The 16,923-nt window shown below is 50.7% G+C and carries 17 protein-coding genes; 2 read left to right on the top strand and 15 right to left on the bottom strand.

Features of this window, described 5'->3' with window-relative positions; translation table 11 throughout:
• Positions 1-46: 46 nt before the first annotated feature.
• From JHU38_RS08830 to panB, 11 genes are all read right to left on the bottom strand, one after another.
• A complete protein-coding gene (locus tag JHU38_RS08830; protein WP_107581367.1) occupies positions 47-1,243 on the bottom strand; it encodes an acetate kinase in 1,197 nt (398 codons plus the stop codon).
• A 22-nt stretch (positions 1,244-1,265) separates the two neighbouring features.
• The gene (pta, locus tag JHU38_RS08825) at positions 1,266-2,276 is read right to left on the bottom strand and encodes a phosphate acetyltransferase (protein ID WP_107581366.1); all 1,011 of its coding nucleotides are present in this window, start codon (positions 2,274-2,276) and stop codon (positions 1,266-1,268) included.
• Positions 2,277-2,413: 137 nt separating this feature from the next.
• Positions 2,414-3,181 (bottom strand): diadenylate cyclase CdaA, encoded by a 768-nt coding sequence (gene cdaA, locus JHU38_RS08820; protein WP_107581365.1) that lies wholly within the window; start codon positions 3,179-3,181, stop codon positions 2,414-2,416.
• Between the two features lie 50 nt (positions 3,182-3,231).
• A complete protein-coding gene (gene folP / locus JHU38_RS08815; protein WP_107581364.1) occupies positions 3,232-4,065 on the bottom strand; it encodes a dihydropteroate synthase in 834 nt (277 codons plus the stop codon).
• 1,087 nt (positions 4,066-5,152) lie between these two features.
• Positions 5,153-6,493 carry a TIGR00341 family protein gene (locus tag JHU38_RS08810; RefSeq protein WP_107581363.1) on the bottom strand — a complete coding sequence of 447 codons (1,341 nt, stop codon included), beginning with the start codon at positions 6,491-6,493 and terminating at the stop codon, positions 5,153-5,155.
• 36 nt (positions 6,494-6,529) lie between these two features.
• Positions 6,530-8,089 carry a Na+/H+ antiporter gene (locus JHU38_RS08805; RefSeq protein ID WP_107581362.1) on the bottom strand — a complete coding sequence of 520 codons (1,560 nt, stop codon included), beginning with the start codon at positions 8,087-8,089 and terminating at the stop codon, positions 6,530-6,532.
• Between the two features lie 175 nt (positions 8,090-8,264).
• Positions 8,265-8,525: a SemiSWEET family transporter gene (locus JHU38_RS08800; RefSeq protein WP_107581361.1), complete on the bottom strand. Its 261-nt coding sequence runs from the start codon at positions 8,523-8,525 to the stop codon at positions 8,265-8,267.
• A 151-nt stretch (positions 8,526-8,676) separates the two neighbouring features.
• Positions 8,677-9,873, bottom strand: coding sequence for a bifunctional phosphopantothenoylcysteine decarboxylase/phosphopantothenate--cysteine ligase CoaBC (coaBC, locus tag JHU38_RS08795; RefSeq protein WP_107581360.1), 1,197 nt, complete (start codon positions 9,871-9,873; stop codon positions 8,677-8,679).
• A gap of 12 nt (positions 9,874-9,885) precedes the next feature.
• Positions 9,886-10,278: an aspartate 1-decarboxylase gene (gene panD, locus JHU38_RS08790; protein WP_107581359.1), complete on the bottom strand. Its 393-nt coding sequence runs from the start codon at positions 10,276-10,278 to the stop codon at positions 9,886-9,888.
• Positions 10,269-11,111: a pantoate--beta-alanine ligase gene (gene panC, locus JHU38_RS08785; RefSeq protein ID WP_107581358.1), complete on the bottom strand. Its 843-nt coding sequence runs from the start codon at positions 11,109-11,111 to the stop codon at positions 10,269-10,271. The genes panD and panC overlap by 10 nt, the downstream gene beginning before the upstream one ends.
• 61 nt (positions 11,112-11,172) lie before the next feature.
• Positions 11,173-11,997, bottom strand: coding sequence for a 3-methyl-2-oxobutanoate hydroxymethyltransferase (gene panB / locus JHU38_RS08780; protein WP_107581357.1), 825 nt, complete (start codon positions 11,995-11,997; stop codon positions 11,173-11,175).
• Positions 11,998-12,157: 160 nt separating this feature from the next.
• Here panB and JHU38_RS08775 point away from each other — a divergent pair, with 160 nt between their 5' ends.
• Both JHU38_RS08775 and JHU38_RS08770 read left to right on the top strand, forming a co-directional pair.
• Positions 12,158-13,048, top strand: coding sequence for a DMT family transporter (locus JHU38_RS08775; protein ID WP_107581356.1), 891 nt, complete (start codon positions 12,158-12,160; stop codon positions 13,046-13,048).
• A gap of 111 nt (positions 13,049-13,159) precedes the next feature.
• Positions 13,160-13,681, top strand: a complete 522-nt coding sequence (locus JHU38_RS08770; RefSeq protein WP_107581355.1) for a hypothetical protein — start codon at positions 13,160-13,162, stop codon at positions 13,679-13,681.
• 78 nt (positions 13,682-13,759) lie between these two features.
• On the opposite strand, the gene JHU38_RS08765 is transcribed toward JHU38_RS08770, so the two are convergent.
• The 4 genes from JHU38_RS08765 to JHU38_RS08750 form a co-directional block, all read right to left on the bottom strand.
• Positions 13,760-14,596 carry a hypothetical protein gene (locus JHU38_RS08765; RefSeq protein ID WP_107581354.1) on the bottom strand — a complete coding sequence of 279 codons (837 nt, stop codon included), beginning with the start codon at positions 14,594-14,596 and terminating at the stop codon, positions 13,760-13,762.
• A gap of 133 nt (positions 14,597-14,729) precedes the next feature.
• Positions 14,730-15,536, bottom strand: coding sequence for a TerB family tellurite resistance protein (locus JHU38_RS08760; protein WP_107581353.1), 807 nt, complete (start codon positions 15,534-15,536; stop codon positions 14,730-14,732).
• An 84-nt stretch (positions 15,537-15,620) separates the two neighbouring features.
• On the bottom strand, positions 15,621-16,313 hold the full coding sequence (locus JHU38_RS08755; protein ID WP_107581352.1) for an LrgB family protein: 693 nt from the start codon (positions 16,311-16,313) through the stop codon (positions 15,621-15,623).
• An 80-nt stretch (positions 16,314-16,393) separates the two neighbouring features.
• Positions 16,394-16,780, bottom strand: a complete 387-nt coding sequence (locus JHU38_RS08750) for a CidA/LrgA family protein (RefSeq protein WP_107581351.1) — start codon at positions 16,778-16,780, stop codon at positions 16,394-16,396.
• Between the last annotated feature and the right edge of the window lie 143 nt (positions 16,781-16,923).

The raw sequence follows: 16,923 nt of genomic DNA, 5'->3' as shown, positions 1-16,923 counted from the left end.
TCATTCGGGGATTTCCGTATATAAGAACGAGATTCTTTGTCTCGGACTACTTCTTCATCAGTTCCATCGTGTCGCGGGCGATAACGATTTCCTCATCGGTAGGAATCAGCACCACTTTTACCTTGGAGTCGTCGGCCGAAAGGACACGTTCCTCGCCGCGGCAGTGGTTGCGCTCGGCATCCATCTTGATACCGAGATACTCCATGTCGGCGCAGGAATCCCAACGCACACCTTCTTGATTCTCACCCACACCGGCCGTGAACACGATGATGTCAACACCATTCATGGCCGCGGCATAGGCGCCGATATATTTCTTAATGCGATAGTTATACATCTCTAAGGCCAAGTGGGCACGCTCGTTGCCAGCTTTGTCGGCATTTTCTATCTCACGCATGTCCGAACTGATGCCCGTAATGCCGAGCACACCGCTCTCCTTGTTCAGAAAGTCAGCCATCTCCTGGGGCTTCTTGCCGATCTTGTCCATCAGATAGGTGACGGCCGACGGGTCGATGTCACCGCAACGGCTGCCCATCATCAGCCCTGCCAACGGTGTCAGTCCCATTGAGGTGTCGATCACCTTGCCATACTTCACGGCAGCCACGCTGGCACCATTGCCAATGTGACAGGTGATGATCTTCTGCGTTTTGATATCGACACCGAGGAAGTCGCACACGCGATGGCTCACGTAGCGATGGCTCGTGCCGTGGAAGCCGTAACGGCGAACATGGTATTTCTCGTAGAACTCGTAGGGCACGGCATAGAGATAGGCGTGTGCCGGCATAGTGGAGTGGAACGCGTTGTCGAACACCGTCACCTGCGGAACGTCGGGCATGAGGGCGTTGACGGCGCGAATACCGCGTAGGTGGCCGGCGTTGTGAACCGGTGCCAGGTCGATGAGACTCTCGATACCCTTTTCCACCTCGGGCGTGACGATGCAACTCTTTTCGAACAAGTCGCCGCCCTGCACGATGCGATGGCCAACGGCGTCGATTTCGTCCAGACTCTTCAACGCGCCGATTTCCGCTTCGAGCAACACTTTGAACACCAACGCCACGCCTTCCTTGTGCGTGGGCAGGTCGGCCATGATGGTACGTTTGTCACCGTTGTCGAGCTTCACCTTGATGAAAGCCTCATCCAAACCGATACGTTCTACACCTCCTTGTGCCAATACGGCCTCGTTGTCCATGTCGTACAATTTATACTTAATGGAACTGCTACCGCAGTTTAATACTAATATCTTCATATTTTTAATTTGAAATGTGAAATTATTCCTTCGCATCTTGTGCCTGGCAAGCCGTGATGGCCACCATATAATAAATGTCGTCGATGGAGCAACCACGACTCAGATCGTTCACCGGACGGGCAATGCCCTGGAGGATGGGACCGATAGCCTTGGCGTCGCCCAAGCGTTCCACGAGCTTATAGCTGATGTTGCCCACTTCCAGACTCGGCACCACCAGCACGTTGGCCTTACCGGCAATGGGACTTGCGGGAGCCTTCTTGGCACCGACCGCCGGCACCAAAGCCGCGTCGGCTTGGAGTTCACCGTCGAGTTCCAGTTCAGGAGCCATCTCATGGGCCAACCGTGTGGCCTCGACCACCTTGTCAACCAGCTCGTGCTTGGCACTGCCTTTGGTTGAAAAACTGAGCATAGCCACCCGTGGAGCGGTCATGCCGGCCACGCTTTTGGCGGTCTGCGCGGTGCAGACAGCGATCTGCGCCAGCTGTTCCGCGTCGGGCATCGGCGTCACGGCAACGTCGCCCATGACGATAATACCGTCGTCGCCATAGGCCTTCTCGTGCGTGAGAAGTAGCATGGCGCCACTCACACAGGTGATACCGGGGGCACACTTAATAATCTGCAGGGCCGGGCGAAGTGTATCGCCGGTGGTACTGAGCGCGCCCGAAATCTGGCCATCGGCACCCTCCGTCTTGATAATCATGCAGCCCAGGTAGAGCGGATTCTTTACCAACTCACGGGCCTGTTCGAGAGTCATGCCTTTCTTCTTGCGGAGTTCGGCCAGCAAAGCGGCGTATTGCTCGCTCTTGGGATTGTTGTCGGGATCGATGATCGTGGCCTTTCCAATGTGGTTCAGTCCCCATTCGGCAGCCAGTCGCTTGATTTCGGCGGGATTGCCGATGAGTATCAGTTCTGCAAGGTCGTCGGCCAATACACGGTCAGCAGCCTTCAATGTACGCTCCTCCGTAGCTTCAGGGAGCACAATGCGCTGTTTGTTTGCCTTTGCGCGGGCAACAATTTGCTGTAATAATTCCATGTTGATATGTATAAAAAAACGATTTAATCATTAGGGTATAACCTTAGAAACGGACAATTTGCCATTTCCAGTTTGCAAAAATACGATTTTTTTGTTGAAACAGACCTGCTTACGGCTTTAAAAAAGCATTTTTATTGTCAAGCTAACTCTTTTGTCAAAATGCTTTCCAGTTCCTCGGCACTCAACCGCAGGCGGAACTCTCCCTTGATGGCCACCGAAATACGGCCTGTCTCCTCGGACACGACCACGGCCACGGCGTCGCTGTCTTGCGAAATGCCCATGGCGGCACGATGGCGCAATCCCAGTTCTTTCGGAATGTTGAAGTTGTGGCTCACGGGCAGAATGCAGCCGGCAGCCTTGATTCGTTTTTTGGAGATAATCATGGCACCGTCGTGCAGAGGCGAATTCTTGAAAAAGATATTCTCGATGAGTCGTTGATTGATGCGGGCGTCTATCAGGTCGCCCGTCTCCACGATATCGTCGAGAGGCGCGCCCCGTTCAATCACGATGAGCGCGCCCACCTTGTTCTTGGCCATACTCATACAGGCCAGTACGATGGGCATGATAGCTTCCTTGTCGGTCTCAGCGTGCCTCTTGTCGCCCATGAAGACCATCAGCCGCTTGAAACGCTGGTGAGCACCGAGCGAATAGAGGAACTTTCTGATTTCTTCCTGAAAGAGAACGATGAGACCGATGACGCCCACGCTGACGAGCTTGTCGAGAATGGAGCCGAGAAGCCGCATCTCAAACACTTGACTCACAAAGAGCCAAATGAGCACGAAAACCATGATGCCGATGAAGACGTTGAGCGAACGGCTCTCTTTCATCAGCCGATAGACATAGTAGAGCATGAGCGCTACAAGTACTATGTCGATGACATCTTTGATTCCAAATACAAAAGGCATTTTTCAAAAGGGTTGTTTAGGTTGGATTATCATGTTTTGCGACGGGCCTGTCAATAGCTGCCGGTGGCCAGTTTCGTTATCCGGACTGCCTCCACGGCTTCCTTCACGTCGTGCACACGCAGGATTCCGGCACCTTTTTGCAGAGCTATCGTATTGAGAACGGTAGTGCCGTTGAGGGCCGTTTCGGGTGAACCACCCACGGCTTTATAGATCATGCTCTTGCGCGAAATGCCCACCAACAGCGGCAGCTCGAGTGTTTGCAGGCGTTCCATGTGTCGGTAGATTTCATAGTTCTGCTCCGGAGTCTTGCCGAAGCCGAAGCCCGGGTCGAGAATAATGTCCTTGGCGCCCCGGTCGCGCAACTGCTGCACCTCGTCGGCAAAAGCTATCAGCATGTCGTGCAGGTTTGACTTGACCGACATCAGTATATAGGGGCACTTCAACCGGCCCACTTCGTCGAACATGCTACCCTGCTCGTGGATGGGCGTATTGACGATACCGGTCTGTCCGCCTTCGCTCACGTCGTTGATAATATCGGCTCCCCATTCCTCAACGCAACTCCGTGCTACCAGAGGCCGGTAGGTATCTACACTGATGGGTACGTCGGGCACTTCGCGCCGGACGATAGCAAGCGCCCGTTTCAGCCGCTCCCGCTCTTCCTCTTCACTCACCTCGAAAGCTCCGGGGCGTGTGGAGAAGGCTCCCACGTCGATTATTGTTCCACCCTCTGCCACGATTTGCAAGGCCCGTTCGGCGATTTCACGTTCCGTCTGTTTGCGGCTGCCCGAGAAAAAGGAGTCGGGCGTCACATTGAGAATACCCATCACCCGGGGCTCATGGAGCGACAGCAGTCGCCCCCGTACATTTATCGTATAATCCATCATACGGACAAAAGTAATAATAAAAGTTGAGAAATGGGAGAAGATAAAACAATATTGCATACGAAACGACAGTCATTTCGCATTTCATACTCCTCATCTCATACTTCACATTTCTACGTCAGTTCGGGATAAGAAGACACAAATAATCCCAAACATATATAAAACCACTTTTACACCGGTAGAATAAAAACGGGTGGTCTATACTGTTTATAGAGGAAATCGAGGGGCAGTAGAAAATTAGTGGGGACAGGTTTACAAGTATCGATCATATCTACCGCACCCTGAATTATCTTTACATATACCATCAAAAAAGTGGCATTATTTTGAAAAAGAAAAGAGAAGGACGAAAATAAGCGATTGTAGCGCGAGTTTATAAAACACTGGTTATCAATACATTGTACTTTTAAGGGTGTTTTCTCTTCGTTTTTTTACCCTTAATCGCTATGCTTTGACAGCGTAATCGCTGTGCTTTGAGCCGATAAAAGGATAACTTTGGGCATAAAAGGGTATCAAAATCGGCAAAGCGAAGGCCTTTTTCGCCATGCCGGCACTTAGATGACGTGTTGCGGAAGTGTTAAAATCAGGTAGTTTTTTCTGACAAAAATCACGGATACACTGAATCAATATAATTGGATGGGCTTACAAGTGATGAAGCCGGAGACTTCATCATCGGTGCGTCTCTCCCGCTCCCATAAACGATTGACAGATTTATATGGCTTCATCGCTTGCGGACTTGTCCCCACAAATGATCGAGTGAGCCGCGTTACCACATAGCGGTAATCCCGCCATTGTAGTACAAAAGGATGTTCAATGATGCTTCTCCAATCATTCGTTGCCGTGCGTTTTGTATAAGATACTCCGGTTCGGGATAAGTTTTTCTCTAAAGAGTGATTTGCGTCTACCGGGAAATGGCGTGGCGTGAGCTGTAGGGGCATGATTCATCATGTTCCGCCTTGGCAATCAAGCTTTGACATTTGCTCAAGTTGAGCAAGGCTGCCGTCATTTGCCGGGACATTTCCTCTATAAATAGTATAGACCACCCGTTTTTATTCTACCGGTGTAAAAGTGGTTTTATATATGTTTGGGATTATTATAGCGTCGTAATGAGTCGCAAACTATCTGCTTTTGACCGTGCTTTCAACCACCGTTGGAGTTGCGTGCGTTCGGTGCCCGACAACGGACTGACGCAACCTGCCACAGCAACCGTATAGCGAAGTGTTGCCGAAGTATCGGTGCGTGCTTCTGACACTTTTGAAAGACTTATCGTCTTCACCTTAGGACAGACGGCTTTCACCTCTTGGGAAATCTCTTTCCCCAGATTCTCATAAGCGGTATATTCTTGTAATTGTTTGCTCACGGTGTTCAGTTGCGCAGTTTGTTCTATTAACTGTTGCTGAGTTGCTTTTGATACCTGTGCCATCTTTCCTTCAAGCAACAGGAGACTGTCGGATTGGTACCCCTGAATAACATTCAGACGGTATCCTGCAAGATGGTAGTTCTCCAGCTTAAGGTTTGCCTTGTCAATGTCATTTTTCTCAATGGATTTTCCTATGGCCACTACTCTTATGGTCTTCTTGTCGTCGTTGCGACTATGAGAGAGTATCTGCGTGCCTTTAAAGGTAAGCTCATTCTTAATGAATTGCTGCGTATTGCTATCTCGCACACTCGTTCGGATAATTTGTATCGTCATATAAGTGGCCGGCAACATGGTAATGATGGTTATGGCAATAATATACCTCTTTACCTTTTTCAACTGTTGGGTGTTAACAAACGTCTTCCGCTTGAACCGAAGCATTCTTACCCCGACGAAAGTGGACAGGGCTATGAAGACGGTGTTGATGAAAAAGAGGTAGAATGCTCCGAAGAAGAAAGAAAATTCACCGACAGCCAAACCATATCCGGCTGTGCATAATGGAGGCATCAATGCCGTGGCTATGGCTACCCCCGGTATTACGTTGCCCTTGCCTTTCGTTGCTATGGCAAGAATGCCGGCTGCACCACCGAAAATGGCCACGAGTACATCGTATAATGAAGGTGAGGTTCGAGACAGCAATTCGGACTGAGCCTCGTTGAGTGGCGTAATGATAAAGTAGATGGTTGCCGTTATCACACTGATAACAGTAGCTACCAAATAGTTTTTAACAGACCGCTTGAGCAGTTCAAAATCATTGATTCCTACAGACAAACCCATACCGATAATAGGTCCCATGAGGGGAGATATGAGCATGGCGCCTATGATAATGGCTGTGGAATTGAGGTTCAATCCCAATGACGCAATGAAGATGGCAAAGATTAATACCCAAAGGTTGGATCCGTGAAACCTGACTCCGCTACTGATTTGGTTAATGGTCTCTACCTCGCTTTCCTTGTCAGGGAGAGCATTAAAGTATCCTTTTACTACTTGCCAGAGTGTTCTTTCGTCTTGTGTCATCGTCTTTTTGCAGCAAAAATACAAAAAAAAGAATAGTTAGTCGGCACGCAGGCGTTCTTCTTCCAAATCAATGCGATGAATATAATGTCGCACGAGGTCTTCATCAATCTTTGGATTTTCCTTGTTGAGCCGATTGAGCCACAAACGCTGCTCATTGAGAATGTCAATATATACTTCGCGAGAATCACCATAAAGCGTGCGAGGGTCTTCCTTTTCGATTTGTTCGCCCCAATGTTTCACCATTCCGTGCAAGATAATGCTTTGGTGGCTATCGTCGCATTCGCCCATGGCTTGCAGCCTTTGCAAACTCGTTTCGGCCAATCCACGACGAATGAATCGCTTAGCTACCTCTTCAGGCAGATAGTCGCCATAATCGGGGAAATGGAATCGCTTGATAAATAGGGGCAGCGTGAGTCCTTGTACGACAAGCGTGAGCAGGATAACGACAAAGGTTATCAACAGGATTTCGCTGCGCATAGGAAAAGGAGCCCCGTCCTTGAGGGTGAGAGGGGTGGACAAAGCCGCTGCCAATGACACCACACCACGCATGCCCGTCCAACCTAACAGCATAGGAGCTCCCATGCCGGGCATGTTGCGGTCGGCCACAGTGATAAAATTGCGCATCACAAACGTGACGCCTACTGCCCCATAAGCACACGCGATGCGCACCAAAATGAGCACTATCGTGATCATCACACCATAGCCCACAACAGTCCATAGGCTCACACCGTTGGCCTGAATTGTGGTGGTTATCTCATTCAAGTCCAATCCGATGAGCATAAAAGCATAGCCGTTGAGCATGAAAGTAAGCGAACGCCACACACTCTGTGCTTGCAAACGCGACGATGCTTTGATAAGCCTAATGCGGTGATAAGAGAAATAAAGGCCGCCGCTCACTACCGACAACACGCCCGAGGATCCGATTTCTTCGGCTGCAAGATAGAGCATATAAGGAATGACGATAGACACAATGGTATCGATATTTTCATCATCGGGCATCCATTTTTGAATGCGTGTGAACACCATGGTGAGCAAAACGCCTGCGCCAATGCCGCCCACAACCATCCATACAAACGAGCCTAACGCCTCGTACCATACAATTTGTCCGATACCAATGGCTATCAGGGCAAACTTCACAATGATGAGCGAACTGGCGTCATTGAACAGGCTCTCGCCTTCAAGGATGACTGACAGACGCTTCGGGACCTTCACAAACTTCATGATGGCAGCGGCGCTCACTGCGTCGGGAGGTGATACAATACCACCCAACAAGAAGCCTATGGCGATTGAAACACCGGGAATGAAGTAGTTGGCAAAGAGTGCAACCGAGCAGGCGGTGATAAACACCACGATGAAAGCAAACGACGATATGATGCGCCGCCATTTCCAAATTTCTTTCCACGAGTTGTTGGCCGCAGCCTCATAGAGAATCGGTGGCAAAAAAATCAGCATGATAAGGTCGGGCGAGAGCTTCATGGCGGGCATGCCGGGAATCACGCTAATGCCCAATCCTGCCAGCACAAGCAGAATGGGATAAGCCACTTTGAGTTTATTACTCAATATAATAAGCCCACAAATAGCCAATGTGAGTGCTATAAAAAAATAATGCTTTCTTCTATCATATCTGCGAATTTATTTTCTATGGAGCTATTGCCTCGTACTTTCTGATGAATTTATAGGCATTTTCTATCGTTCTTTTCTGCCATGAAGAATAAGGATCTATAAAATGGTCATTCTTAAAAAACACGTTGTCAACCCGTATATCGCAGATTCACAACGCCGTAAAAGCCGCTATCAGACCGAAGATGATACCAGGCGTATTCGCAATAGCGAGAGGCAGGTCTCTCTTCTCTTTGAATAGTCCGTAGCCCACCCACAGCGTACAATTTACAGCAGCCATAAAAGGCTGAATGAATGTTCCTTTTTGTCCGGACAAGTTGTTTCCGATTTGCGGAATATAGAATACATACATTAATACAGACGTTACCATTCCGACCCATCCAAGTGTCGTGAAAAATTTTTCCTTTGTCATGATAGCATGTTATAAACGGTTTATATTATATTTTTCAATTAGCAATCTTATTTTTTTCACTGCCTACCCAATATCGGTTGTCCGAGAAGGCGTGCGCCTTTGCCCTTTACCATGCTTGGTTGGGCAACCAAAAACAAAGGGCAGAATCACATTATCGTCGTAAGCGTTCCATGACGGCGTCCAATATGAGATTGGCCGTCTCGTCCTTGCTGCACAACGGCAGTTCCCGGGTGCTGTCTTCCATGACGAGCGTCACCTGATTGGTGTCAACCGCAAAGCCCGTTACCGACGACGCGACCGTGTTGGCGCAAATCATATCCGCCCGCTTCCTGATCAACTTTTCCCGAGAATGATCCAACAGGTTTTCCGTTTCCATCGAAAAGCCGACGACGAACTGCCCTTCGCGCTTATTCTTTCCCAAATACTCCAGTATATCCCGGGTACGCTTCAGTCTGACAGTCAACTCTCCGTCGCCCTTTTTCATCTTCTGCGGCATATAGCTTTGCGGCGTATAGTCGGCCACAGCGGCACACATCACCACCACGTCGAAGTCATCGCTCCGACTCGTCATCACGTCGAACATTTCCCGGGCAGTCGTCACCGGCACCATCTCCACCCCGTGAAACGGTGACAAGCCCACCGGACCTGTGACGAGCGTGACGTCGGCCCCGCGTAGCTTGGCCATCTTCGCAAGGGCGAATCCCATCTTGCCGGTGGAACGGTTGGTAATGTATCTCACCGGGTCTATCGGTTCTCGCGTTGGGCCGGCCGTTACCAGCACGCGCCTGCCCCGCATGTCGTGCGGCATGCCTATCTGCAACAGGATGTGCTGTAACAACTCATCTTCCGAAGCCAGCTTGCCGATTCCCACATCACCACAGGCCAGCCGTCCCTCGGCCGGCTGTACGATGACCGTGCCATAGCGTGTGAGCTTTTTCAGATTGTCCTGCAACACGTCGTTATTCCACATGTTCGTATTCATGGCCGGCGCAACGATTTTGGGACAGCGGCAAGCCATGAAAGTCGTCGACAGCATGTCGTCGCAAATGCCGTTGGCAAACTTTCCGATTACGTTTGCCGTAGCCGGAGCCACCATCAGTACATCGGCCTTGCGGGCCAACGACACGTGGCGCACGTCGTAGGAGAAATTGCGGTCGAATGTGTCGACCAAGCTCTTTCGCGACGTGAGCGCCTCAAAGGTCAGCGGCGCAATGAACCGGCACGCGTTCTCCGTCATTACCACATCAACCTCAGCTCCCAATTTGACAAGCCTTGAAGCCAGACCGGCCGCCTTATACGCGGCAATGCCACCCGACACACCCAGCACTACGTTTTTTCCTTTCAACATATTCCGTCTTTTTTATTCTTGTTCGTTGAGGAGCCCGTGCCGCTCATAGTTCGCCCGGCGCGTAATGTGGTTCTCATCGTCGACGAACACTACTTTGGGACGATGCACTCCGGCTTCGGTCGGTGTCATATTCGCGTAGGCCATAATAATGAGCTTGTCGCCCACTTCCACACAGTGGGCCGCCGCTCCGTTAACGCAGATGACACCCGAGCCGGGGCTACCCGCAATGACGTATGTCGCGAAACGTTTGCCGTTATCCACATCGGCTATTTCCACTCTCTCATACTCCATGATGCCCACGGCAGCCATCAGTTCGCTGTCGATAGTGATGCTGCCTACATAGTTCAGGTCGGCTTGCGTCACAACGGCACGGTGTATCTTTGCTTTCAGCAGTGTTATTTCCATATGAAATTGTCTATAAGTCGGGTCTTGCCGATATATACGGCGATAGCGACCAATGTATTCTCTTCTATTCTTTCCACGCGTTGCACATTGTCCAAGTCCACCGCTTCTACATAATCCACGCGTGCCAACGGCTCTTTATTCAGACTGTCGGCAATGACATCAATGACAGCTTGGGCGCTTCGCTCCCCTCTTTCTATGGCAGCCTTGCCCTGCCGAAGGCTTTCCGACAATATGAGCGCAGCCTTTCTCTCATCAGTGGAGAGATAGGTGTTGCGGCTCGACTTGGCCAGTCCGTCCGCCTCACGCACGATGGGACACGCAACGATCTCGACGTCGAAATTCAAGTCGCGCACGAACCTACGCACCGTGGCCAGCTGCTGGGCGTCTTTCTGGCCGAAATAGGCACGGTCGGGCCCCACGATGTTGAACAACTTGCTCACGACGGTACACACGCCACGGAAATGTCCGGCACGTCGTGCGCCACACAACAGTTCCGTTGTCTCGGTAGTATCGACAAACGTTGTGAAATGAGGTGGGTACATCTCCGAAGGTTCAGGATTGAATATCAAGTCGCCACCGGCTCCCTCTACCACAGTCTTGTCGCGTTCTATATCCCTCGGATAGGCCTCTAAGTCTTCCGACGGACCAAATTGAATAGGGTTGACAAATACCGACACCACCGTGCGGTCGTTGTCGGCAACCGATCGTTCGATAAGACTCCGATGGCCCTCGTGAAGGAATCCCATCGTCGGAACCAAGCCCACACTAAGTCCATCCGCACGCCACGCACGCACCGCAGCCCGAACTTCTTCTATTGTTTTTACGATTTGCATTTTATCTTATAATTAACTTGCCGCTCTACAATGGCGAGACGGCGTCTGATGATCAATAAATTCAATATAGCTTCTCCAAAACTTCCTCATCAATGGCAAACGTATGTTCCTTAGCCGGAAAAACCTGAGACTCGCATTCATCCTTATAATGGCGGAACGCTTCGAGCATCGTGTCGTGAAGGTTGGCATACTTTTTCACGAACTTCGGCGTGAAGCCGTCGGTATAGCCCAACATGTCCTGATAGACCAGCACCTGAGCGTCACAATATTTCCCGGCACCGATACCAATGGTCAGAACAGACACTTGCTCCGTAATTTTCCGTGCTAAGGCTTCGGGCACACACTCCAACGTGACAGCAAAGGCACCGGCCGCTTCCAACGCACGGGCGTCGTCCAGTAACCGCCGGGCTGCCTGGACCGTCTTACCTTGCACCTTGTAACCGCCCAACGTGTTGAACGATTGAGGTGTAAGCCCGATATGTCCCACAACGGGAATGCCGGCCTCCACAATGGCACGCACGCGATCGGCATAACCGGCCCCACCTTCTAATTTCACGGCCTGACAATCGGTTTCCTTCATGATGCGTCCGGCGTTTTTCACCGCGTCATAGACTGACGTCTGGTAAGACATGAAAGGCATATCCACGACCACAAATGCGTTCCGGGCACCGCGACAGACTGCTTTGCCATGGTGTATCATATCGTCGACAGTCACGGCCAGCGTATTCTCATAGCCTAACATGACGTTGCCCAGAGAATCGCCGACAAGAATCATATCGATACCGGCCTCGTCGATGACGCATGCCGTATGGTAGTCATAGGCTGTGAGCATGGTCAGACGCCGCTCGCCTTTTTGAGACAAAAAATAACTTGCAGTTTTTTTCATACTTATCTTAAGAATATCCGTACATTTTACAAATATGAAGTATACCGGGATGCAAAGGTATAAATAAAAGTCCGGATTTATCCATTTTAGTCGTCAGACCGAAAAAAATAACGGATAAAGGTTTGATATACGACTAAATGTTTATATTTTTGCAATAATTATGCAGAACAATAAAAACATTTGGTATCATATTATTGCCCTGATCGTGGCCTTGATTTGGGGAGAAACATTTATCAACAGTAAGATATTGATTCTCCACGGCATGAGTCCGTCGGAAATATTCGTGGTCAGATTCCTGTTGGCCTATATCTGTATATGGTTTATTTCACCTAAGAGATTGTTCTGCCGGAATTGGAAAGACGAGTTTTGGATGCTATTGTTAGGCGTGACAGGCGGCTCACTCTACTTTGTCAGTGAGAATATGGCTGTGGGGCTGACTTATGTCAATAATGTGTCGTTCATCGTTTCGACGGCTCCCCTCATCACAACGCTCTTCGCCCTGGCCATCTACCGGGAGTTCAAGGCGGGGTGGCAGCTCATCGTAGGCTCCATCCTGGCTCTGGCAGGTGTGGGCATCGTCATTTTCAACGGCCAGGTTGTCCTGCGTCTCAATCCCGTAGGCGACCTGCTGGCCCTGGGTTCTTCGGTCTCTTGGGCCGTCTACAGCCTACTCATCCGTAAGGTCAGCAAGAACTATAATGCCGCTTTCCTCACCCGCAAGGTATTTTTCTATGGGCTGATTACCATGCTTCCGGTATTTGCCGTCGAGCCATGGCAGTTCCCGCTACGCGATTTTCTGAAACCCGAAATCTATGTCAACGCGCTGTTCCTGGGCGTTGTAGCCTCTTTCCTCTGCTTCGCGCTGTGGAGTTGGGTCATCGAGAAACTCGGCGCGCTCAAAACAACCAACTACACCTATCTCAATCCGCTGACTACGATTGTGGCCAGCGCCATTTTCCTCGACGAACCCATGACGACCATTGCCTATATCGGATCGGGCATGATCTTAGCCGGCGTGATCATGGCTAACCTGCAGAAGAACATGGTATGACGGCCAAACGGCGTTAAACGACATTATGTCTATTTGACAGTCATTAACTTGACGGTTTTTCTCTTTTCACCTATCTTTGTCAATGTAATGAATCTATAAATCGTCATCATCATGTGGAGAATTGCCAGAATATTGTTGCCCATCGCTTTTCTTCTCATTGTCTCAACGGTACAGGCACAACAGCCCATGACCTCAAACGGTGAGCGTACTTTTGTCATAGCCGACGCCATCACCCATACTCCGCTACGCAATGTGAGTGTCTATACCGACGGCAACCAGTCGGTGAAGACCAACTGGCGAGGCGAATTTATCCTCGCCAGCCGCAACTTCAATCGCGTCACCATCAGCCACAGCAAGTATTACACGCGACGAATGGACAGTCAGGACTTCCGTCAGGACACGATCATGTTGATACCCAAGATACATACGCTGTCAGACGTAGAGGTGATAGGCCATCAGCACCGTGGAGCGCTCTACCAAACGATGACGAAAGATGAAATAGCTTTGACTCGGCCGATGGTTGGCGGCCCCGACCTACTTGGTATGTTGATATGGGTCGGAGACAAATTGTTCGTTGACCACCATAAGATGACACGGAAAGACCGCATCAAGAAAGCCTTGGATAATTACTGAAAAGACCCGTAACCGTGGGTTACAGGTCTCATGAGAGAAAAATATAATTGAGAGAATTTTTCTTTTCCGATACGGTTTCTACTTTCTCGTAGGAACATTGAACTCACAAACCTTTGATATCGACTTGGCGCCTTGCAGCACCGACACGCATATTTTGGCCATTCCGTCGCGCAGGCGATTGTCGGCCTTCACCATAGCGGTGTAGCGTATGCCCTTACCCGGCTGGAGTTTCTCTACATGCACGCTCGGCGAAATGTAGAGATGACGGTTACCGTTGGCTTCGACTACCGTGGGTTGTAGGTCGTAGAGGGTCGTATTACCACGATTGAATACCTCGAAAATCACCTTGCAAAGCTCGCCGCGCGAAATCACCTTATCCTGATTGCCGTCCACGATGCGGGCATTGCGTATTTCGATATCGGGCGTATAGCGATAGGTGTCGGCTCTTTCGTCTACGTTCGAGCGGCGTGGATAGGTTTCGACAGGCTTCTGTGCGCTGTAGTCGCCGGTGTAATCGGGACTGTCGAAATCGTAAATACGATCGTCACCGCTGTTGCTGGGGTCGAAACCGCTGTCATACGAGTCGGAAGAACGATCGGTCTGAGGCTGCCGGCGGTCGTAATCATAGCGATCGCGGTCGGCCCGTCGCCGCTTCACGGCCTCTCGATGTTCCGCCATTTCGGCTTCGGCCTGGCGGTCCGCAGCATTGCCGATGGCTGCTCCGACAACCGCTCCACCCACCATTCCGACAATGGTTCCCACGTCCGAACCCCTCGGACCGTCGGACAAACCGCCGATGGCGCTGCCCAGGATAGAGCCGAGTGTCGAACCGGCATAGGCGCCCTGACCCGTATACGTACCGCAACCACTCACCAAAAGAGCGGCACTCATGACTGCAATGATACCTTTATTCATAATGTAAACGTTTTATCTATTTGCAAAAATAGAACAAAAAACAGGGAACCGCAAGCGCGATTCCCCTACAACTACATAGGGTTTTCCCTATCATTTCGGCTGACCGGCATGGCACTACGGCCCAAATTCCCCTTCACGTCATACCTCGGGCCTTGAAAATACGTTCTTTGGCCTCGTTGATTTCCTGGAATTTCCGTTCAGCCGCATGCTTCACGTCGTCTCCCAAGGTAGCCACACGATCAGGATGGTGCTTCAACGCCATACGGCGGTAGGCCGCCTTCACCTCGATGTCAGTCGCTTGGGGAGATATTTCAAGCACTCGGTAGGCAGCGTTGAGATCGCCGGCTCCTTTCGAGAGATTGAGCATGGAGTCCACTTCCTGTTCTGACAAGCCCATATAGCGGGCCATCTCTTTCAACGCCAATGTTTCGTCGGGCGTCACCTGCCCGTCGGCCTTGGCTATCAGTACCAGATAGTTGAGTAATTGCAGGCGCTGGGCCACGTCCATGTTACGCGCGATCTGTACGCAAGCGTCGCGCATGGCGTCACGATAGGCCACGTTACCCATTTGTTTCTGCTTCTCAAAGAGCTTGCGCAGGATGTCGTCGCCCTGCACGGCGGCCGCTTCGCCAAAGTTGTTGCGTAGAAACGAGCGCACGAATTCCATCTCGGAGTGCATCACCCGACCGTCGGCCTTGATGATGTAAGACGAAAGAACGAGCAGGCAAAACATGAACGAATTGCGCTGTCCTTCATAGGACTGCTGTCGATAGCGTTGCCGGGCGGCCTCATTATCGGCCGACGACAGGTTGTCGGGGGTGTTGACGGCGTCAAGTCCCTTGTCGAAGAGCGAGCCCAAAGCAAAACCGGCCAACATGCCGAGTATGCCGCCGCCCGATATGAAACCGAGAAATCCGCCTATCCATTTTCCTAATGCCATAATAAAAGTAGTAAAGGGTTTAATACCATGATAAACAAACGCTATGCCACATTTAGCTTTCCGGGCCCGCACCGGCTGCCGCTTTTACAGAATCAGACCGAAGAGCGAGGCGCCGACGACGGTCAGAATGCCGCTCACGACGATGGAAAGACCACTTGTGGCTCCTTCCACGGCCCCCATCTCCATAGCTTTGGAGGTGCCGATGGCATGCGACGATGAGCCGATGGCAATTCCCTTGGCCACAGGCTCGTCTACCTTGATTAGTTTCAGGAAGCGTTCGGCGAAGATATTGCCCAGCACGCCGGTGACGACGATAGCCACGACGGTGACGGAGACATAACCGCCCAGTTCTTCGGACACGCCCATACCGATGGCCGTTGTGATGGACTTGGGCAGAAACGTGGCATAGGCCGCATGGTCGAACCCAAACAGCAGCGCCAGCAACAGCACAGAAAGCATACTCGAAAGGACGCCGGCCGCAATGCCGGAAAGAATGGCCCGGTAGTTTTTCTTCAAGAGTTCCATCTGCTGATACAGCGGGACAGCCAGGCAGACGGTAGCGGGCGTGAGCAGATAACCCAGCCACGATGCCTGCGCATTGTAACGGCCATAGCTGACACCCGTCAACAGCAAGACCAATATCACCAACAGAATGGAAACAAGCAGCGGATTTACAAACGAGCGGCCGGTCTTTCGACGCAGAAACATGCCGATAGCGTAGGAGCCCAAACTGATCAATACGCCGAAATAAATGGAATCCTGCAATAACTCTTTCATCTTGATACTTTATCTTTTTACCTTAACCACTGTCCTTTTGTCTTCTTTATGTTTTTTCACCGTCAACGACGTATCGGCGCTCAGTCAGTTTCTCCTTCGCGGCACTCCCGGCGCTTCTTTCCGAAATGCCGACGAATGGCATACTGCGTAGTCTTGCCGGCCGCGGCCATCACCACGAACGTACTGACCACCGTCACGACGACATACCGCAACAGGTTGGAACGAATATCATCCCACGAATCGATCAGTCCCACTGCCGGCGGAATGAACATCACCGGCATGACGGCTATGAGGAAAACGCTCACTTCCCGCACGTCTTTCACCTTCACGACTTTGGCCGACAAAGCCGCGAACAGCAGTACGATGCCGTAGATACTGGCCGGAAAAGGCAGCGGAATCAGAACATGAAGAAGTTCGCCGAGAAAAGAAAAAAGGAGAATCAGTAGGAATTGCTTTACGAATTTCATCTTATGTCATTTACGTGAGTGATAAAATCATCTTTACATAACTATCGTCGGATGATTTTACTCTTGGCTGCAAAAGTAATGTTTTTTATCAATAGTGTCCTAAATAATTTTTGTGAAAACGCATATAAAGTTTCATCAAATCA

The sequence above is a fragment of the Prevotella illustrans genome (genome assembly GCF_017426725.1).
Taxonomy (GTDB): domain Bacteria; phylum Bacteroidota; class Bacteroidia; order Bacteroidales; family Bacteroidaceae; genus Prevotella; species Prevotella illustrans.
Note: the sequence above shows the minus strand (reverse complement) of the source record. Positions and strands in the feature narration are given on the sequence as shown.